This window comes from Hymenobacter radiodurans (assembly GCF_004355185.1).
Classification (GTDB): Bacteria; Bacteroidota; Bacteroidia; order Cytophagales; family Hymenobacteraceae; genus Hymenobacter; species Hymenobacter radiodurans.
The window spans coordinates 1,861,656-1,883,658 of sequence record NZ_CP037922.1; the positions used below are offsets into that span (position 1 = coordinate 1,861,656).

The 22,003-nt window shown below is 49.3% G+C and carries 22 protein-coding genes and 1 tRNA gene; 9 read left to right on the plus strand and 14 right to left on the minus strand.

Annotation, left to right across the window (positions count from 1 at the left end):
- Nucleotides 1–386: 386 nt before the first annotated feature.
- The 6 genes from EPD59_RS08920 to EPD59_RS08950 all read right to left on the minus strand — a co-directional run bounded on the left by EPD59_RS08920 (nucleotide 387) and on the right by EPD59_RS08950 (nucleotide 6,508).
- Nucleotides 387–1,184, minus strand: coding sequence for an HNH endonuclease (locus EPD59_RS08920; protein WP_133272473.1), 798 nt, complete (start codon nucleotides 1,182–1,184; stop codon nucleotides 387–389).
- The gene (ftsZ, locus tag EPD59_RS21810; protein ID WP_240731685.1) at nucleotides 1,181–3,262 is read right to left on the minus strand and encodes a cell division protein FtsZ; all 2,082 of its coding nucleotides are present in this window, start codon (nucleotides 3,260–3,262) and stop codon (nucleotides 1,181–1,183) included. Before ftsZ ends, EPD59_RS08920 begins: the two co-directional genes overlap by 4 nt.
- 626 nt (nucleotides 3,263–3,888) lie before the next feature.
- Nucleotides 3,889–4,125, minus strand: coding sequence for a hypothetical protein (locus tag EPD59_RS08935; protein WP_133272474.1), 237 nt, complete (start codon nucleotides 4,123–4,125; stop codon nucleotides 3,889–3,891).
- A 253-nt stretch (nucleotides 4,126–4,378) separates the two neighbouring features.
- Nucleotides 4,379–5,704, minus strand: coding sequence for a Y-family DNA polymerase (locus tag EPD59_RS08940; RefSeq protein ID WP_133272475.1), 1,326 nt, complete (start codon nucleotides 5,702–5,704; stop codon nucleotides 4,379–4,381).
- The gene (gene umuD / locus EPD59_RS08945) at nucleotides 5,688–6,158 is read right to left on the minus strand and encodes a translesion error-prone DNA polymerase V autoproteolytic subunit (protein ID WP_133272476.1); all 471 of its coding nucleotides are present in this window, start codon (nucleotides 6,156–6,158) and stop codon (nucleotides 5,688–5,690) included. Before umuD ends, EPD59_RS08940 begins: the two co-directional genes overlap by 17 nt.
- A gap of 77 nt (nucleotides 6,159–6,235) precedes the next feature.
- A complete protein-coding gene (locus EPD59_RS08950) occupies nucleotides 6,236–6,508 on the minus strand; it encodes a hypothetical protein (RefSeq protein ID WP_133272477.1) in 273 nt (90 codons plus the stop codon).
- 102 nt (nucleotides 6,509–6,610) lie between these two features.
- On the opposite strand from EPD59_RS08950, the gene EPD59_RS21560 reads away from it, so the two are divergent.
- Both EPD59_RS21560 and EPD59_RS08955 read left to right on the plus strand, forming a co-directional pair.
- Entirely contained in the window at nucleotides 6,611–6,784 is a 174-nt protein-coding gene (locus EPD59_RS21560; RefSeq protein WP_165963527.1) for a hypothetical protein, read from the plus strand.
- A 14-nt stretch (nucleotides 6,785–6,798) separates the two neighbouring features.
- The gene (locus EPD59_RS08955) at nucleotides 6,799–7,659 is read left to right on the plus strand and encodes a DNA/RNA non-specific endonuclease (RefSeq protein WP_133272478.1); all 861 of its coding nucleotides are present in this window, start codon (nucleotides 6,799–6,801) and stop codon (nucleotides 7,657–7,659) included.
- 121 nt (nucleotides 7,660–7,780) lie between these two features.
- On the opposite strand, the gene EPD59_RS08960 is transcribed toward EPD59_RS08955, so the two are convergent.
- From EPD59_RS08960 to EPD59_RS08970, 3 genes are all read right to left on the minus strand, one after another.
- Nucleotides 7,781–8,701, minus strand: coding sequence for an Abi-alpha family protein (locus tag EPD59_RS08960; protein ID WP_133272479.1), 921 nt, complete (start codon nucleotides 8,699–8,701; stop codon nucleotides 7,781–7,783).
- Between the two features lie 36 nt (nucleotides 8,702–8,737).
- Nucleotides 8,738–9,121, minus strand: a complete 384-nt coding sequence (locus EPD59_RS08965; protein ID WP_133272480.1) for a hypothetical protein — start codon at nucleotides 9,119–9,121, stop codon at nucleotides 8,738–8,740.
- A gap of 422 nt (nucleotides 9,122–9,543) precedes the next feature.
- Nucleotides 9,544–9,888 carry a hypothetical protein gene (locus EPD59_RS08970; RefSeq protein ID WP_133272481.1) on the minus strand — a complete coding sequence of 115 codons (345 nt, stop codon included), beginning with the start codon at nucleotides 9,886–9,888 and terminating at the stop codon, nucleotides 9,544–9,546.
- A 563-nt stretch (nucleotides 9,889–10,451) separates the two neighbouring features.
- On the opposite strand from EPD59_RS08970, the gene EPD59_RS08975 reads away from it, so the two are divergent.
- Nucleotides 10,452–10,865: a hypothetical protein gene (locus tag EPD59_RS08975; RefSeq protein ID WP_133272482.1), complete on the plus strand. Its 414-nt coding sequence runs from the start codon at nucleotides 10,452–10,454 to the stop codon at nucleotides 10,863–10,865.
- A 310-nt stretch (nucleotides 10,866–11,175) separates the two neighbouring features.
- Here EPD59_RS08975 and EPD59_RS08980 read toward each other — a convergent pair.
- Nucleotides 11,176–11,247: transfer RNA gene (locus EPD59_RS08980), tRNA-Glu, on the minus strand.
- A 307-nt stretch (nucleotides 11,248–11,554) separates the two neighbouring features.
- Here EPD59_RS08980 and gap point away from each other — a divergent pair.
- The 4 genes from gap to EPD59_RS09000 all read left to right on the plus strand — a co-directional run bounded on the left by gap (nucleotide 11,555) and on the right by EPD59_RS09000 (nucleotide 14,490).
- The gene (gap, locus tag EPD59_RS08985; protein ID WP_133272483.1) at nucleotides 11,555–12,562 is read left to right on the plus strand and encodes a type I glyceraldehyde-3-phosphate dehydrogenase; all 1,008 of its coding nucleotides are present in this window, start codon (nucleotides 11,555–11,557) and stop codon (nucleotides 12,560–12,562) included.
- A 188-nt stretch (nucleotides 12,563–12,750) separates the two neighbouring features.
- A complete protein-coding gene (locus EPD59_RS08990) occupies nucleotides 12,751–13,629 on the plus strand; it encodes a diacylglycerol/lipid kinase family protein (RefSeq protein ID WP_133272484.1) in 879 nt (292 codons plus the stop codon).
- A 31-nt stretch (nucleotides 13,630–13,660) separates the two neighbouring features.
- Entirely contained in the window at nucleotides 13,661–14,008 is a 348-nt protein-coding gene (locus tag EPD59_RS08995) for a translation initiation factor (protein ID WP_133272485.1), read from the plus strand.
- A gap of 77 nt (nucleotides 14,009–14,085) precedes the next feature.
- Entirely contained in the window at nucleotides 14,086–14,490 is a 405-nt protein-coding gene (locus EPD59_RS09000; RefSeq protein WP_133272486.1) for a DUF1622 domain-containing protein, read from the plus strand.
- A 9-nt stretch (nucleotides 14,491–14,499) separates the two neighbouring features.
- Here EPD59_RS09000 and kdsB read toward each other — a convergent pair whose 3' ends face one another.
- Nucleotides 14,500–15,261 carry a 3-deoxy-manno-octulosonate cytidylyltransferase gene (gene kdsB, locus EPD59_RS09005; protein WP_394347219.1) on the minus strand — a complete coding sequence of 254 codons (762 nt, stop codon included), beginning with the start codon at nucleotides 15,259–15,261 and terminating at the stop codon, nucleotides 14,500–14,502.
- 285 nt (nucleotides 15,262–15,546) lie between these two features.
- Here kdsB and EPD59_RS09010 point away from each other — a divergent pair, with 285 nt between their 5' ends.
- Both EPD59_RS09010 and EPD59_RS09015 read left to right on the plus strand, forming a co-directional pair.
- Nucleotides 15,547–16,557 carry a LysM peptidoglycan-binding domain-containing protein gene (locus EPD59_RS09010; RefSeq protein ID WP_165963528.1) on the plus strand — a complete coding sequence of 337 codons (1,011 nt, stop codon included), beginning with the start codon at nucleotides 15,547–15,549 and terminating at the stop codon, nucleotides 16,555–16,557.
- A gap of 112 nt (nucleotides 16,558–16,669) precedes the next feature.
- Entirely contained in the window at nucleotides 16,670–17,428 is a 759-nt protein-coding gene (locus tag EPD59_RS09015; RefSeq protein WP_133272488.1) for a TIGR02757 family protein, read from the plus strand.
- A 13-nt stretch (nucleotides 17,429–17,441) separates the two neighbouring features.
- Here the strand turns inward: EPD59_RS09015 and EPD59_RS09020 are convergent, their stop codons facing one another.
- The 3 genes from EPD59_RS09020 to EPD59_RS24075 all read right to left on the minus strand — a co-directional run bounded on the left by EPD59_RS09020 (nucleotide 17,442) and on the right by EPD59_RS24075 (nucleotide 21,810).
- Nucleotides 17,442–18,743: a metal-dependent hydrolase family protein gene (locus EPD59_RS09020; RefSeq protein WP_133272489.1), complete on the minus strand. Its 1,302-nt coding sequence runs from the start codon at nucleotides 18,741–18,743 to the stop codon at nucleotides 17,442–17,444.
- Nucleotides 18,744–18,876: 133 nt separating this feature from the next.
- On the minus strand, nucleotides 18,877–21,129 hold the full coding sequence (locus tag EPD59_RS09025) for a S46 family peptidase (RefSeq protein ID WP_133272490.1): 2,253 nt from the start codon (nucleotides 21,127–21,129) through the stop codon (nucleotides 18,877–18,879).
- 171 nt (nucleotides 21,130–21,300) lie between these two features.
- Nucleotides 21,301–21,810, minus strand: coding sequence for a YkvA family protein (locus EPD59_RS24075; RefSeq protein WP_133272491.1), 510 nt, complete (start codon nucleotides 21,808–21,810; stop codon nucleotides 21,301–21,303).
- Nucleotides 21,811–22,003: the final 193 nt, after the last annotated feature.

Below are 22,003 nucleotides of genomic sequence, written 5' to 3' on the forward strand. Positions count from 1 at the left end.
TTTCAAGTTACGTATCAATTCTGTAGACACCGATCTTTACTCAAACCAGTATTTTAAAAGTCCTGTGGCTCATTGCTTCAGAACTTTTTTACTTGCTTTATGAACGCGAATGCAGAGTCTGCAATGAGTCTTTTAAGAGAAGAGCATAGTTTGTTATCTCTAAGCTAATTAGCCTAGCTACCGAAGCAAATGGGAACGAAGCGAGTACATTTTTAAGAATAGGGGATAGGATAACACTCCACATATTGACCACCCTAGTTTGTGCTGGTGACCTTGTCAGTCTGAGCAGTATAAGCTTATTCCTGAAAATACACTTATAGGAAAACGACAACCGGTTTACAGGACGGTTTTGTTGAAATAACGCTTAAGGTAACACCTGATGTCCGTTACCAACTTGCCGCTCCCGGCACTAAGTTAAAGAGGCTCTGTAAAAAGGGAAGAGCAGAGATTTGCCGTTGCATTTCACGCCATACAGTAATATGTTGCTTTCGTAGTAACTCAGCACGCATGTGATTAAGTTGACTTAATGACCCATTATTTTGTTGAGCCATATAGTAACTTTTAAGACGTCCAGCAAAATCCTGAAATGCTTCCTTACGAGCTTGTTGTAATGGGTCCTTGTTTATACGTAATATTCGAATAGTGTAAAGTGCACGCTCCCTTTGTTGGGCATTTAGCGTTCGTCGAGGCTTAAATTCGAATGTATCTGTTAAGTCTAAAAAAAAGAACTCAGCAGGATTATCGTGTCGCGGATGTAATAATGCCTCTTGTCCGGCGGGGGGCGGAGTAGCTAAAGCATTCCTCAGGCGCTGAGCCTCATTTATTACACCAGATGTATCAACTACCGCATAATTATTGTGTTTAGGGCCATTACAGGGACCACAAGCGAAAAGGTAATTATTTGGGTCAAACGTTTGGTCAGGAAACCAACTTTTAGGGCGAATGTGCTCAACCTCATCAGCTAGCGAGTCTTCACAATAGCCACACCGACGAGCTCCTGGACAGGTGCTTTCAAGAGCACTTCGAACACGTGAAAAGAGTGTAGCAGACTTGCTATTCCATTTTTGATCTGCTAGGATAACTTGGCTGTGATAATTAGCACCATTATTCACTAGTTGTTGAAGGGCTGCTAATTGTAGTCGGTCGGATGAACTGAGGGGCAAGGGAATAGCCAGCCGAATCATAGGTTACCTAGCAACTTTTTGACAAATGCTTCGGAGTCACTAATAGGCAGAGTTGCGCGTAGTGTATTACGCTCCTGTTGCTCATCAGCAGTTAGTTCAGCACTTAGCGCTTGTTCATTCAAATCTGTTAAGCGAGATGTCTTTGCTTGACCTGCTTCGGATTGAGTGTGTACCAATCCAAAAACCTCAGTACCATAAGCTTCAAGCACATTGCCGTATATCAAACGATTAAGTTCGGTGCCTGCTACCATTCTTCCTAAACCTTCGGTTCCAGGACGTGGTAGGTGAAAGACAGAGCCGTGTTCAGCTGCTTGACAGACCAACGGACTATGAGTGGTGACGAAAAACTGAATATGGGGAAAATGTTTGGTCAGCCAGTAACCAATACGCTTTTGCCATATGGGGTGCAGATGTGCATCGATTTCATCGATTAAGACCACACCTGAAATACTGACTCTTATCACTCCACTTTGATCAACTTCTTCAAATATACCCTCTCCATACTGGTTTTCAAGTTGACGTAGCAGTTCAAAAGCTAGGCTTAAGACTGACCTGAAACCATCACTTAATTCATCAAGGTCAATTAAGTTATCACTACTATCACGAAAATAGATGCCTTCTGAGGATACTTCAGCTAAACGGGTACCGTGTGGTAAAAAATCAGGTTGATTTATAAAGCTTTTTAGGCGCAGTAAAAAGTCTAAGCCATGTGACTCTAAACTGCGGAACTTTAATTGTCTTAACCAATTTAGAGCTTCAGTTAAAGCTACATTCTCCTTAAATAAGGATAAGTGGGCTGCGAGCCGTTTATGTTGTGGTGCATCGAATAACTTATGATATTCTGGGTCTCCACCTGTAAAGCGACGGAAGGGGCCAAAACCTGCTGAAAACCAGCCCTTGGTCTCGCTCCATAATGCATTGTAAGAAGAGTTACGGCCATTTTCAGTCGCTCGTGTTGTTAGTTTTCCAGTCTTTTTATCAATGGAGAACCCTATTTTCAACTGGTAATGCTCGCTATTTGCGTATTGCTCTAAGTCATCAGATTCAAAACTTGATACAGAATTTAAATTTTCTGGAGTTATTAAAAATGAATCTTCAGAATAAGGTAAGATGCTCTGATTTTTCTCAGAGGATAGGCTCTCATTCTCTAACGGGACAAATTCCTCATTAGGAAACCCTGAAGCAATCAGTGTTAAACGAATGCCTTGACCTAATGTAGAGTCAATGCCATGACCAAATATAACTTCGGCATCCTGACCAACTTGATCCTGAAGGCGTTCCGTCATTTCTGTGAGTTCCTCCAGTTCTAATTCGGCCTGATTACCAGACATGACAGAAAGCAAAACCTTTTGGGCTCCAAGAAGACTAGTTCTACTTAGTAATGGGAGCATCAACGCTTCATCTACAGCACGGCGTGCTCTATCTTCACCTTCAGTATTACTCGACCCTATTACGGCCATACCAGAATCCCTTAGCACAGCTTTTATGTCTTCAAAGTCTATGTGAACTTCACCAGTAGTAGTAAGGATTTGTGTGATACTCTGAACAGCTAGAAGTATAATATCATCAGCTTGAGTGAATAGATCTCTGATGAACTTTCTTCCAGATATTTCACGCAAACTATCGTAGGGAATGACTACTGTTGCGTCACAGTTCTTTCTTAACTCATCAATTCCGCGTGTAGCCTGTTCAAGTCTCCTCTTCCCTTCAAAACGAAAGGGAACTGTAACAATACCTATTGTTAATATTCCTAACTCTTTAGCTATCTTAGCTATTACTGAGGCCGCTCCACTTCCGGTTCCACCGCCCATCCCGGCGGTTATAAATAGCATCTTAACCCCGTGTTTAAGTAATTCACGGATTTGCTCTTGGCTTTCAATAGCTGCCATCCTACCCTTCTGCATGCTAGAGCCAGTACTTAGCCCTTCTGTCAAAGCAGCCCCTAGTTGCAACTTATTAGGCACCATGTTACTATTCAATGCCTCCCTATCTGTGTTACAAACGACTAACTCAACATCCTTGAGACCTTGGCTTAACATATAGTTCACTGCATTAGAACCTCCGTTGCCTACGCCCATAGCCATTAGGGCTGTGTTACTGCCTTTTGTGGATAACTCGTCCCCGATTTCTGGTTGTATTGTAAGTGAAATACTTCCCTCACTAGTACCCTGACGAAGCCAGGTAGTGTAATCGACCCATAAGGCGGATGAGCGCTCTAACCCTAGTAGCCCAGCAGCTAGGGCTCGTAGTAGTGAGGACTTTCCCGACCCATTATCACCTAATATAACGTGCCATCCTGCTGGGTCCTGATTTTTGGGTAGCTGCCAGCAAAATGACTCAATGGCTCGAATATTCTCAAGTTTTACTCCAAGTAATTTCATCAATGTGGCTTCAGGAATGTTAACTTGTGAAAATGCTCAACGCCTAAATGGGGATAATTTGTAGATATATTAAGCATCTAACAAAGGTAGTATCATGAATATAGTGAGGCTTGCCTTCATTTAACTAACGGTGCATAATTTGAACACTGTTTCTAGAGACAAGTTGAAGTGAGCGGTGCTTGAAGCCTGATTCACTTTAATCTACCTAATGCTATCTGAGTTTCTAATATTTTAATTTACTCATTAAAAGAAAAGCCCCAGCAATGCCGGGGCCCCTTATCGCACTTTATTGCTTATTCTTTAATGTTTAGTTGTACATATTACTAGTAGTCCTCGTTAGGGTCAAGGCTTTCATGAAAGTTATACCCAAACCGAGACTTCTCTTTACCCCCCTCAATTCTCACATCATCGTTGTTAAAAGCGCCTGTCGGATACTCGTAAACTGAGTATTCAATGCTGATTTCATTCTCGCACTCATCGCACTCAATGGTTTCCTTCCATAAATAGCCATTTTCTTCACCCATTGATCTCTCGCTTCCTGATACAGAATCAAAATCCACATCCTCGGGACTAAAATTGTGGTGTTTACCACACGTTGAACAAGAAAACGAGAATATTCCAGTCACTATCATATAGCTACGTTATAAAGAGATGGTTTGAAGGCCCAACATTAATCAATACTTTCTAATAAATAATATGGACCATAGTTATGGACTGGAAGCCAATTTATTAGAATTGTATGGTAAGGGCCGCGCATAACACAGCCCTTTAGCACTAGAGCCAATGGGTGTTGCATGGTAAGCGGCAGCATTTTTAACCTATGCTTTTCAATAGGGCTCCATCCATGTTTATTCGCCAGAGTTCTTCCAAATTAGTAGTGTAAGCTGGCGTCCGCATCTCCTTTTTCCCTGCCCATGAGGTTCTGTTGCTACTCTTGTATCGTTGAGCAACTGCGAAGCCCACCGCCCCCGTGCCATAGCGGGTGTTAAGCTCGTCTAAGTCAGCCATGAGCCTCTTCCGTTGCGGGGTCTGGGTAGTAAGCTCAAACAAGCTAAGTTGCTGCTGACCGGCTGCTTCCAATCCGGCAAAGACTACTCCGGCCTTCTTGTACGTTGTGTTTGACTGCCACAATCTCTTCAGGGCTGCACGGGCATAACGAATCAGTTCTGCTGTGTCACTAGTAGCGACGGGAAGTGTCAGCGTGGCTGAAGCTGTGTAGGGTGGGGGCTCCGTACCATACCGATTCTTGCTGATAAACACTGTCAATAGCTGCACAGCGGAGTCTTGTCGCCGTAGCTTTTCTGCTGCCCGCGTGGTGAAGGCCGCGACCGCGCCCTGCACGTCTTGGTACGCGGTCAGGGGCTGGCCAAATGTGCGGGTGCAGGCAATACTTTGGCGGGATAGCGTGCCGTCCTCACTTGGGGCCATAGCCAAACACGGGACACCTTGTAGCTCGCGTACTAAGCGCGCCCCAACTACACCCCCTAGATGTTTACGTGCCCATGCATCCGAGACATTTGCCAGCCCAGCAGCTGTTGTAATACCGTGGGCTTGGAGCTTAGTGGCATACTGGTGACCAACGCCCCACACGTCCTCTACAGCGACCTGTTCCAACGCCCACTGTCTTTTCTGCTCAGAGTCCAGATACAGCACTCCCTCTAAGACTGGAGTCTTCTTGGCTATACGATTGGCTAACTTGGCTAGTGTTTTTGTGGGCGCAATACCTACGCAGGTAGGGATGTGGGTCCATTGCTTGACCTCACGGCGAATACGACGACCATAAGCTTCAAGCCCTCCCAGCCAGCGCTCCATACCCGTCAGGTTCAGAAAGGCTTCGTCAATGGAGTATATTTCTACCTCAGGCGCTTCGTTAGCCAAGTAACCCATCACGCGCCGCGACATATCCCCGTAGAGGGCATAGTTGCTGGATAGTACCCGAATGCCGTGCTGTGCCACTAAGGGCTTGATCTTGAAGTACGGTTCCCCCATGGGAATGCCAAGTGCTTTGGCCTCAGCTGAGCGTGATACCACACAGCCATCATTGTTGCTGAGTACCACGACGGGTACGCCCTCCAGTTGGGGCTGAAAGGCCCGCTCGCAACTCACGTAAAAGTTATTGCCATCAACTAACGCGAACATAGCGCGACAGCCTCCCGGGCCGGGTTTCAGTAAGTACGTGCGTCACGACGCCCCAGCAGTCAAACAAGTCCGGCTCCTCCCCAATCGGGATAGACGGATACATCGGATTGTCCGGCACCAGCCACCAAGAGCCCGGGCTACGCTCTACCAACCGCTTGACCGTATGTTGCCCTTCCACGACGGCAATGATCACGTCATTCGATCGAGGCTTGAGGCGACAATCTACTGCGAGTAACGCCCCGTCCCGGATGCCCGACTCGCCCCCTGTCATACTGTGCCCTTCTACCATCACTAGGTACGTCGCGTGGGGATGCGAGAGGAGCATGGCGTTTAAATCCAGTTTGACGCCCAAATGATCTTCGGCTGGAGAGGGAAACCCCGCCGGAACATAAGACTGAAAGAAGGGAAGCAGCAAAGGCTTCCGTAAAATGTCGAGAACAACGACGCGGCTCATAGCAACAACACAGGTGGGTTTGTCGCAATGATACGTATTACTAACTTAGTTAGTATAAAATATGCCAATAATTTTAGTTAAATCCCTTCTTGATCTAAGCTTAATTCTTTTAAATTGATGGAAACGGCGTAATCCTCTAAGCAATTGATACTGGTGAACGTGCGGGTGCGGACGAGGGTGTTGGCGAATTGATCGTAGTAGAGCTCCACGAAAAAGCCTCCGGAGAAGTGGTATAGGTTTATGGCATCCTCTTCTTCGTAGCGGCAGGCTAGAAACACCCCCTCCTGCCAGATAGCTGACAGTTGATCGGCAAAGGGCAAGGCCCGAAAGGAATAGTGGGTGTACTTCATGCGGTTGAGCTGCGCAGGTTGGTCGCAAGTTTGAGTTAGAGATATATGCCTGTATCACTACACCCTTACTCCGGCTCCATGATCCGATAACTACCCCAAGATATGAAAGTACTTCTCTTAGGCTTCCTGCTAGCCTTCCTACTGGCGGGGCTGCCCCTATCTCTACTTTATACTCCCTTCTTCGCCTCCAAGGCTTCCTTACTGGTGATTGTAGGCGTACTACTGCTCACGGTCTACCTGATTAGCAGTATCGTTGAGGGAGAGAAGAACCCCTAAGCTATACTAAGTATATGTTTTCCCTACGCCATTTCCTTTCTAGCTTCCTACTACTGGCGTTGCTGACCACTGCCTGTTCGGAGGAGGAAGCAACGCCCAAATCACCAGTAACCCCAGCCTTGGAGGGGCATCTAACGATGGGCAATCCCAGTGGGGCGGTAGCAGATGTAGCTTCTCCTACGAACTACCTGCTCAGCAAACCCCAGTATGTACTCTCATATCACCGCGATAAGGGCATTCCGAACTGGGTGAGCTGGCACCTGGCTTCTTCCTGGTTAGGTAGCGCTGCCCGGCAAGATGACTTTAGGGCTGATAACACATTGCCTACGGGCTGGTACCAAGTGACGGCCGCCAGCTACACCAGCTCAGGCTTTGACCGGGGCCACAACTGCCCCTCAGCCGACCGCACGGCCACCGAGGCCGACAATTCCGCTACGTTCCTAATGATCAACATGCTGCCCCAAGCGCCGCGCAATAATCAGCAGACTTGGGCTAGCTTGGAGGAATATTGCCGTACGCTCGTGGGGCAAGGCAATGAACTATATATTGTCATGGGGCAGTATGGCACAGGCGGCATCGGTTCCAGCGGCGCCAAGATTACACTAGATAATGGACGGGTGACTGTGCCCCAACGAATCTGGAAAGTCATTGTGGTGCTACCTGAGGGGGCCAATGATGCCAGCCGCGTTAGTGCCAACACGCGGATTATTGCCGTGGATACGCCAAATGAGAACAATCTGAATACGGCATGGGGTAGTTACCGAACGACGGTAGATAGCATTGAAGGGGCGACTGGCTATGACTTGCTGTCGGCAGTTCCAGCTTCAGTCCAAAGTGTTATTGAAGGCCGTGCGGATGTGGGGCCAACGCAATAGCTGTATTTCTCTTTTGTTAGCCATAGGTCCGTCAGGAACAGGCAGCTCAGCAGCCAACTTAGAATTTTCTCGCCTCAGTTAGGCTTTCAATTTGGATCGTAGCAACTTATTGAAAAAAATGTTATCCCTCCTCTGCTATTTTTATTGGCCTGACACAAGCATCTAAAAAAGCTATTCCATACTCAGTAAAACTCAGGTACCCTTTTCTTAGAATAAATTCCAGTTTCCAATTATCATTATCTTCATTATTGAATTCCTTTGCTGTTTCCTTTATCTGGTCAATTCTATCCATATAAATTTTTTCAAGCTCTTCATACACAAGCTCATCCTCCTTATTATATTGATTTTTAGTAAGTTTCAAGAGCCCCAGTCTCGTCATATTTTCTATATAAATATCGATATTATTTTTAAAAGTTAGATTGATTGAATGTTCTAGTCCAGATAAATTTTTATCAACCTCTATTTCTAATTCTAAAATATCCTGAAGTTCATATTTAATTTGCGCCTTTATTTGTTCTTTTGTTTTTGGTATATTGGAATTTGTTATTTCTGGCGGTGGTATCAATTTCTTGTATTTGCTAACGCTTATTTCAATGATGGGGATATTAGAGCCATCTTTTAAATGATATAATATCGATGCTTCATCCGCGCTCAGGTTCTCTAAAGTTTGAATAAACGCAGGATGTACCATTCCAAGAGTAGAATATGTAGATCCTTTTGCTAGTAAATTAACGAAGGCATCTGATAATTTGTTTTGCTCTAGCGTTAGCAACTTATTAACTATTGGGAGGCCAATAGACGCCGGTATCTCACATATATCAGCCTGCTTTGTGTCAGCAAGTTTTTCCTCAGCGTTAAGGAAGTGCTGCCTCAACCGCTCTCTAGTATCCTCATTTGATAACTTGGCAGATAAAAGACTAGCTGATTCGTATTTAAACACATCCGCGAGAGCTACACCGATCTTTGTAAAACCTCTGACTAAGGCACTGATTTTTTTAGGTTCGTGACCCTCATTGTGAAACGAAAGGAGGTCTTGGCTCATAAAATATTTAAATTAAACATGAGAAATATTTAATAGCTACTTCTTTTTCCCCCAAGTCGCTATAACCATAAATACAAGTACCGCCACACCAAAATTTAATAAATAATTATATATAGGCTGTTTAAAGGTTGGGATCAAGAATAAAAGAGAGTTTAAAATCACTACTATAAAAAATAAACCAATAAAAAAAGCTTGGCTTTCTGATTTATCTTTTGCTGTAAAAATATCAATAATTGCTAATAAAAAAAATAATACCGATGTAGATAAAAATCTTAATAAAATGACATCTCTATTATTGATGAATCGATTCATAGCTGCACTGTTGTATAAATTTCTTACTTCTGTCACCCAAGGTTTTCTTGTTCTAATTTGATTCGCAATATCATCTAGATCTTTTTTTAAAATAACTGTATCTTGCATTCCCTTAGGATACAGTTCGTTAAGTGATTTAATTTGTTCTATACGTTTATTAGTTCTATAGTTGAATGTAAAATTAAACGTGTCGTTTGTGAAGTAGATAGTTGTTATAATAAATAAAAAAAACAATGTCTTTCGTGATAAGGAAAGCGTGCTATCAGTAACTAAATTGAGAAAATGTTTTATCAATTCTTCCATAAAAAATATTTTGCAATATAGCTTAAACTTGAAATACTTTGGGTTCAAGAAAACTTAGCAATTCTATAACAAAATTTATAGATAAAGCCGCCTCATCTTCATTACTATGTTTTCCATTGTGAATTACTACATTCCTTACCGGCTTTAGGCAGTAACAAGCGGAGAAGCATGACATTAAAGCATGCATAAGCCCTGACTTGAATAAGTTGGGGCTTCTGTTCTCCAGCTTATAGAGTGGGAGTATTGGCTCGGCCTAGAAGGGAGCGCTGATTGCGGTAGAGTATCTTGCTCTCGCAGAAGGCAATGCAGGAGGCGCGGGAGTAGCGAATGGCGCGGCCCAGGCCCGTAGTCTTAAGCAGGCTGTCCTTGCGTTCCCGTTCGCTGCGTAGCGTGGTCAGGCTTTTAATGCCGGTCAGCTTTAAGGCAGTCTTGGAGGGTACGTACTCGTCGGTGCAGGCTTCGAGTTGTTCAATCCGTTTGAGTAGGGGAGAGGTAGATTTGTCTATTTGCTCTTGAATGGCAGTGGAGAGCCACTGACCGAACGAGGTAAATCCTTCTTTTAGCTCAGTCATAAGGGAAGTGAGAGTGCTATAGCGAAATGGTATCAAGGTGGCACTATTGCCAGCCGATACAAAGGTGAAAGATCTTTGTGTAATACGCAAAACAAAGATAATCAATTAGTTACGCACTTAATATGTGCATAAATGGTAAGTGTTACGTGCGTCAAAAGGTTTGTTTTTATCCGTTACAATCTGATTTTTACTACCTCCCGACTCTTGCATGAAATCGAAACAGGTCAATTTTTACCACAATTGGCAATAGGTATATTATAATCTATATAATTATATGAAAATTTGAAGTATATCAATCTTATGAAAACTCTATTAGGCACCTTGGCTTTGGTAATGGCTCTAGCCGCTGCCGCCCCAGTGTGGGTCCCCCTCACTGTCACTATTGCAAAAGCTATTACAGTCGAAGCCGCTGTCTACGTGTGCGTAAGTAAGTCGTTGGTAACTTACCATAGTTCTGATCATTGCAGTGGACTCAACCGCTGCACCCACGAGGTAAATGTCATGTCAATTGGCAGACGCTCAACAGATGGGCAAAAGAGCGTGCCTGAACTGCTATTAAGCGTATGAAAAGTCTTATTAATCTCCTCGCAGTATCTACCACATTATGGGTATTGAATTCATCTTGCAACTCGCCTACTCAAAAGCCAGCAGATGAGGCACAGAATACAAAGCCTAATTCGCAAGAGATTATGAGAGTTCAAGAATCAATTTTGAACACGTATGGGGAGCTAGATGCTGTAGCAGCTAAGTATAATATAGGGCGGGATACCATACAGGCTATAATAGCAGAGCATGTTGGACAAGGTGATTCCTCTAGAGTAATACTTGGGCTACTAAATTTTAGCGGTAAACAGCGTAGGCCAGCCAACGCTGTTGCCAAGGAACTAGCTATGCGCTATCATCTGCCATATTCAACTGTTGGCGGTATTATCTATGACACTCACGCCTTGCTCATCAAAGGGGCAGCCGCAGAGTAAGTGGTTTTTAATAACTCACACCATAATGGATTACACACTTTTTTTCTGTTTACGCGTGAACAGGCACCGTGATACAGAGTGAACGTGAACAATGAAAGTGGAATTCTATTGCTCGATAAATAAGTTAACGGATACACATACACATACTCGTTAGCTAAAAATCTTTAAAGGCAGTGAGATCGAAAGTAGATAAGGGGAATGAATTACAAACTGTCCCCCTGAGTGTACCCTAAACTTGGTCTATAAATGCAAAAAACCCGCTCTGCGTTATGCATAGCGGGTTTTTTACTGCCTAAAACGAGTGGTTAAGTAGTCCGTAGGGGAATCGAACCCCTGTTGGTAGAATGAAAATCTACTGTCCTAACCCCTAGACGAACGGACCAGATGATGTGCCTTACTCGTTTTTAGTGGTGCAAAGATAAGGCAGAGATAATTCAGCGCAATACGTACGGTCAAAAAAAAAGCCCCCCAGTCGCAAATAGGCTGACTTTCAGGAAGAAATTCTTTTTGTGGGGGGCAAATTTAGAGTTTATAAGCCGTCGGGAGTGGCAAAAAACCGTAAGAGGGGAAGCATTGCAGAAGGCTTAGTAGTTGATTTGGCTATATTCCCTTAGCCCTGTACCTTCGCTGCGCGTTTCCACCAGGGGCCCTCGTGGTCTTCTTAATTCCCAAACCCCAAACTTTTCATCATGGCTAAAATTAAAGTCGCCATCAACGGCTTCGGTCGCATTGGTCGCCTCACGTTCAAGTCTCTGCTCGGCCGCGACAACGTGGAAGTCGTGGCCATCAACGACCTGACTGATAATAAGACGCTGGCTCACCTGCTCAAATATGACTCTGTACATGGTCGCTTCAACGGCACAGTAGAGTTCGATGACAACAGCCTGACAGTAAACGGCCAACGCATTCAAGCGCTAGCCGAGCGCGATCCGAAGCTATTGCCTTGGGGCGAACTGGGCGTCGACGTAGTGTTGGAGTCTACCGGCCGCTTCGTAGATGAGGCTGGCGCTGGCCAACACCTTACTGCTGGCTGCAAAAAAGTTGTGATTTCGGCTCCTGCTACGGGCAATATTCCAACCGTAGTACTGGGTGTAAACGAAGACATCCTGACTGGCGACGAAACCATTCTGTCTAACGCCAGCTGCACTACCAACTGCCTAGCCCCCATGGCGAAGGTGTTGGATGAGGCTTTCGGCATTGAGAAAGGCTACATCACCACGGTGCACGCTTATACTTCTGACCAAAATCTGCAGGACGCACCGCACAAAGATTTGCGTCGGGCCCGCGCTGCTGCTTTGAGCATTATTCCGACCAGCACTGGCGCCGCGAAGGCCGTAGGGTTGGTATTGCCCCAGCTAAAAGGCAAGCTCGATGGTATCGCTATGCGCGTGCCCGTGCCGGATGGCTCGACCACTGACCTGACCGTAATTCTGAAGCAGGAAGTAACGAAGGAGCAAATCAACGACGCCGTACGTAAGGCTGCTGAAGGCCCTATGAAAGGCATCATTGAGTACTCCACCGACCCGTTGGTGAGCATCGACATCGTAGGCAATCCTCACTCTTGCATCTTCGACTCGCAGCTGACGGCCGCCAATGGCACGCTGGTGAAAGTGGTAGGCTGGTACGATAACGAGTTTGGCTACAGCACGCGCACCGCTGATTTGATTCAGCAGTTGGGCGAGAAAATGGCTAAGTAGGGCCTGCTATATTGCCTTTTAATAAAAAAGCCCGCCCACTTTGGGTGGGCTTTTCTATTAGTGATTTGACGCGGCTGGGGGGCTTTTTTGCTTGTTTTGACTATTGTCGAGACGCGACCTTTCACAGTTCATACTTCAACTTACGCCGCTACTCAACCTTGGGCTTCGCGCCGCGTTTCTATCCATCTATGCCCGCTAAGCCGCGTATCTGTTTTATTCTGAATCCTGCTTCTGGTACTAACCGTGCGCAAGATGTGCCAGCCCTGATTGAGCGTTACCTCGATCATACGGCCGTTGACCATGCCCTGCGCCTAACGGCCTATGCCGGGCACGCGGAAGAAATAGCCCGCACCGCTGCTGCTGAGGGGTTTCGCACGGTAGTAGCCGTAGGCGGCGATGGCACAGTAAACGAAGTGGGTCGCGGCTTACTGGGTACGAATGCTGCGATGGGTATCCTACCGCGCGGCTCCGGCAACGGCTTGGCCCGCCATCTGGAGGTGCCATTGGCTTTGCCCGCTGCCATCCGCCGAATGAGCCAGCCTGAGTTTCAGCGTATGGATGTGGGTCGGATTAATGGTCGTCCATTTTTCTGCACGGCCGGGCTGGGTTTTGATGCCCACGTAAGCAAGTGCTTTGCCACGGCTGGTACGCGCGGCCTTGGCACCTATGTACGCGTGGCGCTTCGTGAGTACCGAACTTTCCAGCCGAAGCCCATTACGGTTACGCTCAATAACCGCACACTAACCACCGATTGCTACGTGCTGGCCTTTGCGAATGCTGGGCAGTATGGCAACAACGCCTATATCGCTCCCCGCGCCGATATTCGCGACGGATTATTGGACGTGTGCCTGATTGATGCGCTGCCGCTACGTCGGGCCGTGCGCGTAGCTATTGGCTTAGCCCTAGGCGATTTGCCCCAGTCGGGGGCTGCAGTGTATCATACCTCGCGGCACGTATTGGTAGAAGCCGCGACACCCATGGGGTTTCATGTGGATGGCGACTATGCCGGCGAGGCGACTAGCTTTGAAATTGAATTGTTGCCTCTAGCTTTGGAGGTAGCCGTATAACCCAAAACTGATTTCCGCTTTACATTTTGCTATGAAAGCCGACAAAAACCGCCGCAGCCGCGAAGGCGTGGTGTACTCTACCAACTCCGATTTTTCTTATCAGCACGCCGATGAGGAATCGGTGGTAACCTTCCCGCCCCAGCAGCAAAATCTGCGCGTGCACCTCGACCGCAAAAGCGGGGGTAAACAGGTAACGCTCATCACCGGCTTCGTAGGTCAAGATGCGGATCTACAAACCCTAGCTAAGCTGCTGAAAACCAAATGTGGAGTGGGCGGTAACGCCAAAGACGGCGACATCCTCATTCAGGGCGATTTTCGCGATAAAGTGATGGGCGTCCTGCTAGATCAGGGCTACAAAGCGAAGAAAGCCGGCGGCTAATCCGGCAGCAGGGGCGTATGCAGCGGTAGCTGGCTTAGCACACACTTTTCAATTACGCAGTCACTTTGACCACTTAGATGGAAGCCGTCAACCCACGCGAAATAGCCGAAAGCGGCATTATAAACGCCGTACAGTGGCTAAAGCTGGGTGTCGAAACTGTTGGGGCGTTCATTATTGCCCTAGGCATACTCGTAGCGGCCTGGTTGCTGATAAAAGCATTAATACAGCGTCGAACGGCCAATTTTACGGCCATCCGCCTGACACTGGCCCGCTACTTGGCCCTGGCGCTGGAGTTTCAACTAGGCGCCGATATTCTCTCCACAGCAATTGCCCCAAGTTGGGAGCAAATTGGGCAGCTCGGCGCCATTGCCGTCATCCGAACGGGTCTCAACTATTTCTTAACTAAGGAAATGCAGCAGGAAGAGCGTCAGAGCGCCGAACAAGCTGTGACGGAGCGTGCACATCAAACTCCTAGTAGCTAAGAGGAAAAATTACCCTTGGCTCTGTAAATGAATTAAGTGCCTTTTAGCCCGCTCCACATCCTCCGGCGTGTCAATACCGATAGTTTCTAGCTCTGTTTCAGCAGTTAAGATGCGGTAGCCATTTTCCAGCCACCGCAGTTGCTCCAGGCTTTCGGCCTGTTCTAGTGAGGAAGGCGGCAGTTTCGTAATTGCGGCTAGCACATCAGGCCGGTAAGCATACAGACCGATGTGGCGTAGATAGCGATGATGCGCAAGCCACTGGGCAGGTTCAGTTTGCCGCTGATAGGGCAGGGGGTGACGACTGAAATATAAGGCGTGCCCTGCAGCATCGAGCACCACTTTAGGCAAGTGAGGACTAAATAATTCTTCCTCGCTAAGCACTGGTTTGACCAATGTAGCGAGCTGGGGGGCTTTTTCAACGTCAAAAAGCGCTACGAGAGCATCAATTTGAGCGGGATGAATAAATGGCTCGTCGCCCTGAATATTAATAATACAATCGGCGGACACGCCGAGTTGCTGGTAAGCATCAAACACGCGGTCAGTGCCACTCGGATGATCGGGAGACGTGAGCACCGCCTCGCCGCTGAAACTGTGCACGTGCTCCAAAATGCGTGCATCATCCGTAGCTACCACCACACGCCGGAGTTGCGCCCGCTTAGCCTGCTCTACCACTCGTTGAATCATAGATTTGCCCCCCAGATCAACTAATGGCTTGCCGGGTAAGCGAGTGGAGGCATAGCGAGCGGGAATAATCCCAATGGCGTGGATCATACAAAGAAGTTTAGGGAAGCTGAATACGAGCGGGTGGCTTTTTTGCAAAGAACAATGAAAACCCCGAATTGACCGACGCTTATATAAGGTGTGTGGCGTGGCAGGCCAATAAATGACACCCAGCCACGTTAGTTGTAAGTAGTTTATCAATGGCCTTTGAGCCTCGCAGAAATGGCATTTTTGGGACTCAGCTGGGATTATTTTTTATCTTTCGGCGCTTTTAAATTTCCCCCTAAGCTGCCCCGCCCTGATTTTGGGGCCACTCGTTTTTCGCGAACTGCTCGTATGACCCGTTTTTTGTTGCTGCTGCCTGCGTTTGTTCTCGCTGGTTTTGCCGCTACCGCCGCGCCCCGGCTCGCTCTCCCACCCGATTCTATTGGGGTTGAATACCGCAATAATAAGATGTTTATCAAGCACCGTGTGGCGGCTGGTGAGACCCTCTACGGCCTCTCGCGGCGCTATTCAGTGCCCGTTGAGCAAATTGTGGAAACCAACTCTTCGCTCAAAGGTGCCCTCGTAACGGGCCAGGTAGTACTGGTGCCCCGCATACGGGTAGTGCTCACAACGCCCGCCCCCACAAGCACCTCCGCTCGCCCATCAGCACCCGCCAATACGGTTGCCGCAGCCCGCTCTCTGCCCACCGATAGCAACGGAAACCGCGTATATACAGTGCAAAAAGGGCAGACACTGTACGCCGTGGCGCGTCTATTTCAGCTTGCACCCGCCGACCTGGCGCGCTTTAATAACCTGCCTGCAACTACTGGAGTAAAAGTAGGGCAGCGCCTGATTATTGTGCCAGCCGGTGCCAAGGCGCCTGCAACGGCGGCAGCTACTCCGCCATCTGCACCTGTAGAGGCACCTGCTACTGCCGCACCTGCCTCGGCGCCAGCGCCTGCAACGCCTAAACCAGTCGTGTCGGCCCCGGTGCCTGCTCGAACGGCTCCTGTTACGGCTAACACCAAAGATTCAGTGCGTACTCCGGCCCAAATTGCTGAGGAACGTGCGCCGGAGCGAGCCAGCGAAGTAGTGCGTCGTGTAACCGAAAGCGGCTTGGCCACCAAAATTGAAGGCACCGGCACCGATAAATACCTGGCCTTGCACAAAACGGCTGCTGTTGGTACCATCATGCAGGTTCGCAACATCATGAATGGACAGTCGGTGTACGTGCGTGTCATTGGGCAACTGCCCGATACAGGCGAAAACAGCAATATTCTGGTGCGCCTCTCGCCCCGCGCCGTGCAGCGCCTCTCTACACCCGACAGCCGCTTCCGGGTCGAAACTTCATACGTGCCATAAGCAAGAGCCTGAGACTTAAGATCCAGGAGTCAGGAGTGGAGGCGAAAAGTAATGCCTCGCAACTCTTGACTCCTGGTTTTGTTTTATGGATAACCGCTTCTAAATCCTTCAGTTGAATCACGCGCAGCTCCGAGAGTTTCTCGACGACCACCACGACCGCTACAACCGGCCGGCCTTCATTACCAATGACCCAATTAGTATTCCGCACCGGTTTCCTCAGCGTCAGGATGTGGAAATAAGCGGGCTTTTTGCGGCCCTGCTAGCCTGGGGGCGCCGTCCAACCATCATCAGTAAGTGCCACGAGCTAATGCGTCGCATGGACGACGCGCCCTATCAGTTCATCACCCAGCACTCCGATGATGATCTGAAGAAGCTGCTGGGCTTCTGCCACCGCACCTTTTGCGACACCGACCTGCTGTACTTTGTGCATTGGCTGCGCTGGTACTACGCTAACCATGACACATTGGAAGACGCGTTTCTGCAGGGCAACACTCAGCGCCAGCGGCTCGAAAACTTTCATACCCTGTTGTTTAGCCTGCCCGATGCGCCCCAGCGCACCCGCAAACACGTGGCTACGCCGGTCCGCGGCTCAGCCTGCAAACGGGTGAATATGTACTTGCGTTGGCTCGTGCGCCGCGACGACCGAGGCGTAGATTTCGGCCTTTGGACGCGCCTGCCCATGGCTGATCTGGTCTGCCCCTGCGATGTGCACGTAGAGCGCGTTGCTCGTCGCTTGGGCCTGCTTACGCGCCGTATCGTTGACTGGTCAGCAGCCGAGGAACTGACCGCTCACCTCCGCGATTTTGCCCCCCAAGACCCCGTGAAGTACGATTTCGCATTGTTTGGGCTGGGTGTTGAGGAGAAGTTGTAGGCTTCAAATTCCATTATGGCTGTGCGTATAGCGCGCCACCTTTCATCACCAGTTTTACCTGTCGCAACGCCGTTACATCGCGGGTGGGGTCGCCGGCTACGGCTACTAAGTCGGCAAGCAAGCCGGCGCGAACGCTGCCACGATCGGCGAGATGAAAAATGCGGGCATTGCCGCTGGTAGCAGCGCGCAATACCTCAAGCGGCTGCATGCCATGGTCTTGCACGAGCTGTTCCATTTCGCGCACATTGTCGCCGTGCGTGAATACGCCTACATCGCCGCCTATCACCAAATCGACGCCAGCTTTGCGGGCTGCCTTCATACTGGTGCGCTTTTGCTGAACTCGTTCGGGTAGAGGCGCGGTACCTCTGCGCCAACCTTGATACTGGGAAATAGCGTCGCCGGCCGCTACGGTAGGGCAGAGCGCTACCCCGCGTTGCTTCATCAGCTTGAATATTTCCGGGGTTCCATTGTCGCCGTGCTCAATAGTTTCCACGCCGGCTAAAGTAGCCCGCCGCATACCTTCAGGCGTGCTGGCGTGGGCTACAACGGGGCGGCCCGCGGCCCGCGCGGTTTGCACAATCAGGTTCAGCTCGTCCTGCGAAAACGTTGGTCGGGAAGGCTCGCCCTGGCCCCAGCGGTAGTCGGCGTAGACTTTAATAATATCGGCGCCCTTCCCAATTTGCTCCCGCACGGCTCGCACAATACCGTCTACGCCATCAGCTTCCTGCGCACCTTGGGGGGCATTTACATCCACAGAAAGCTTGGGCCCATAGCTGCCAGTTGCCACCAGCGCCAGCGTAGCCACAAGTAGGCGTGGCCCAGGTATAATACCTTGGTTTATAGCTTGTTTTAAGCCAACATCAGCGTAGCCTGCTCCCTCGCTGCCTAAGTCGCGGGCAGTGGTAAAACCAGCCAAAAGCGTTTTCTGGGCGTGGGCAGTGGCGCGAGCTACCCGCAGCGCGTGCGATTCCAGCAGCACTTGATCATTCCAGCTCGTCTCGTTGTAGGGGTGAAGCAGCATGTGCGAATGCCCCTCAATAAGCCCCGGCAGCAGCGTAAGCCCGGGCAGCTCCAGCGTACGTGCCCCTGCTGGTGCTGTCACTTGGCTGGCCGGACCAGCCGCCGTAATCTTGTCGCCGGTTACCACTACCACCCAGCCCGAATGTAGGCTTTCCCCATCGAAAACTGCCGCTGGACGAAGCAGTGTGGTAACAACTGGCGCAACAGAAGAAGCTTGAGCCAGAAGCGCAACGGGCTGCCCCAACCCAAACGCAGACAGCAAAAAACCTAAGCAGCTAAACGAAACACGATTCATACAGAGGAGAGAAAGCTAATACAAAGCCAATGGCTGGAACCAGCTTAAAGAGTAAGCTGTGTCAATCAACCGAAAGTAAGGCCAATTAGCTTAGAATAGGCGTATTATAAAGAAGACCACGTCAACCCCGTCTTTACTTGGCCTTCTTCAATCGTTTACCTTTCTTCTTGTCTTTGCTCTCCGGTGGTGCGGCAGCAGACCCGCTTACGATTGTCATTTCATCGACTAAGTGTTTGGCTCCGGCATACTTATCTACCACGAACAACATGTAGCGCACATCAAGCGTGATATTGCGGACGCGGTCGGGGTCAAACATGATGTCGCTCATGGTGCCTTCCCAGTTACGGTCGAAGTTGACACCGATCAGCTCGCCCCGCCCATTGATAACCGGTGAGCCAGAATTGCCCCCCGTCGTATGATTGGTAGCAATAAAAGCTACGGGCACCGTGCCATTCACGGCATATTGCCCATAATCTTTCTTCTGATACAAATCGGAGAGGCGGGCCGGAACTTCAAAATCCGGATTGGTAGAATCAGCTTTGGCCATGAGACCATCCAGAGTAGTATAATAGGCGTAGCGCACGCCATCAGCGGGTTCATAGCCAGCCACTTGCCCATAAGCTACCCGTAAGGTAGAGTTGGCATCAGGGTAGAATTTGCGGTCGGTCTGCATCTGGCGCAAACCGGCCAAATAGGTGCGGGCCAGGACAGCTACGTTATCGGTGGCAATAGTAAAAGGCGGCAAAATATTCGCCCGATAGTTCGTGACAATAGCATTTACCAACTGATAAGCCGGATCATTTAGCAACGCACGGGCATTTCCCTGGGCCACTTCATCAAGCACCGCGTACGCATCGGCTTGGGTAGTAAGGCGCGATTTTGAATACAGCGAAGAGGCAAAGGTAGCCCAGCCTGTGGGGCCGGGATATTGCTTGCGCAGTGTCTTTACGTAGTCGGGGAGGAAAGCTGCGGGAGTGCCGTCGGCGTAGAGGGCAAGTAGGGCCGCCGCCACTTTCTGGTCAGTCGGCTTGTTATAGTTCTTAAAGAAGCCGACGGCGCCTTTCTTTAGCTTTTCTACCGCAGCTGCGAGGTCGGCGGGGGACGTTTTGGCAGCGGCCATGTCGCCTAACGCGGTAAGGCTATTGGCGTAGAGCAATAGTTCCACGCCCAAGGCAGCTTCGGTTACATAGTCGCGGGCTACGGTTAGGTCGCGCAGACTGGCGTAGTTTTTCTCAAATTCAGGAAGTAATGCGCCGTAGGTGGCTTTGCGGGCAGCATCGCCGGAGTTGACCCACTGCGTGAAACGGGCTTCCTGCTCGCGCTTGCGGGCAACGGCATCCAGCTTTTTAAGGCCCCGATTTTCACCTATCCACTTCTTCCAATAATTAGCCAGACTCGCATATTTGGCCGCATACTGGATGCGCACTTTATCCGAGGCCTTCATATCCTGATCCAGAAGGCGAAGCTTGGCGTCGCGCACTTTGATTTTGGCGGGGTTGGAGAGCGAGTACAACTCGTCGACGCCCCACGAGGTCAGGTATTCGTTGGTCCTGCCGGGAAAGCCGAAAACCAGGGTAAAGTCGCCGGGCTTAACGCCATTTAGGGAAATGGGCAGATGATGACGCGGCTTAAACGGTTTGTTGTCAGGAGAATAAGTGGCAGGCTTATTATCAGGGCCGGCGTAGATACGGAACAAGGAGAAGTCGCCGGTGTGGCGGGGCCACATCCAGTTATCGGTGTCGCCGCCAAACTTGCCAATGGCAGAAGGCGGAGCGCCCACCAGACGTACATCCTGAAAAACCTCCGTGACAAACATATAATACTCGTTGCCATTGAAAAAGGGGCGTACAAATGCCTGGTAATGCGTGCCTTGCACGGCGGCCTGCGCCACGCGCTGCCCGTTCTGCTGCACCAGCCGCTCGCGCTCAGCCTCCGCGATACCCGTGGTAGGCACACCAGCCAATACCTGACTGGTTACATCCTCCATGCGCACGATAAACGTAGCCGTCAGGCCCGGATTGGGCAATTCCTGGTCGCGGCTCATCGCCCAATAGCCGTTGGTAAGGTAATCTTTATCGACGGAGGAATGGCTTTGAATCTGGCTATAGCCGCAGTGGTGATTGGTGAGCAAGAGGCCTTGGTCGGAGATAATCTCACCTGTGCAGCCACCGCCAAACTGCACGACGGCGTCTTTCAGGCTGCCTTTATTTACGCTGTAAATCTGCTCGGCGGTGAGCTGAAGGCCCTGTTTCTGCATATCTGCCTCGTTCAGCTGCTTGAGTAGCATTGGCAGCCACATGCCCTCATCGGCGCGGGCGGCAGGCAGAAAGGAAATCAGCGTGAGTACCAGTAGAAACAGGCGGGTAACGAATGGGTGTGTAGACATCAGTAAGTAATGGCGAAAGGGTAGAGCAAGCTCATTTTAAGCACTTTGCCGATGGGTTAAAGTTTCGAAGTGTTCTCCAGAATACTTGAAGGGGAGCTTTGCACGCAAGAAAAAGCCCCCGCTAGCCGTTACGTCAAACGGCCAGCAGAGGGCTACGTTTCGTTTAAGGTGTTATGAATGACCTAGTTCAGCTACGGCAGGCTGCGACTTATCCGATATAGCGGGCGTCGAAGGGGGGGTGAGAACACCGTTGTTTGGCGCCGCCGATTTGCTTTCCCAAGCTTGAAAACGAGCAATCTCACCCTGAAACTTGCTGATAAACCAGCTAATCAGACTCAAATCGTCCAGAAAACCAACGACGGGAATAAAATCGGGCACCAAGTCGATGGGCGACAACACATACAGGAGCACGGCGAGGCCAGAGATGATTGTCGTCGTCTCAATTTGCCGATACGAGCCGCTGGCAAAGGCGCCTATCAAGCGAATCAGCGTGCGCCCCATATCGATAACTTGCTGTAGGGGGCCTTTTTTGCTGTCTTTCGCGTCGAGCTTAGAGGCTACTTCGCGCAGAATGAGGGCAATGCGGAACGGTCGCCCCAGCAGTTTGCTGGCGCGCCCCAGAAAGACGTTGAAAAGTGCGTTTTTCGAAATTGCGAGGCCTTTTTCGTACAATGAGGACATGAGTAATCAGTTAGGTAAGAGGTTGGTAAATGGGGTACGGTTGAGAACGGGCTGGCGTTGTAGAAGTCTTATATGGTAAATGATTTTTGAGGGTGAGTTGAGGCGTAAGTGGGATTTGTGTGATCAGCTTAAAGTTCTAAAATCTGCGGGGGCTTTTTTGATGACCAACTACATTAGAATAGGTAAACAACTA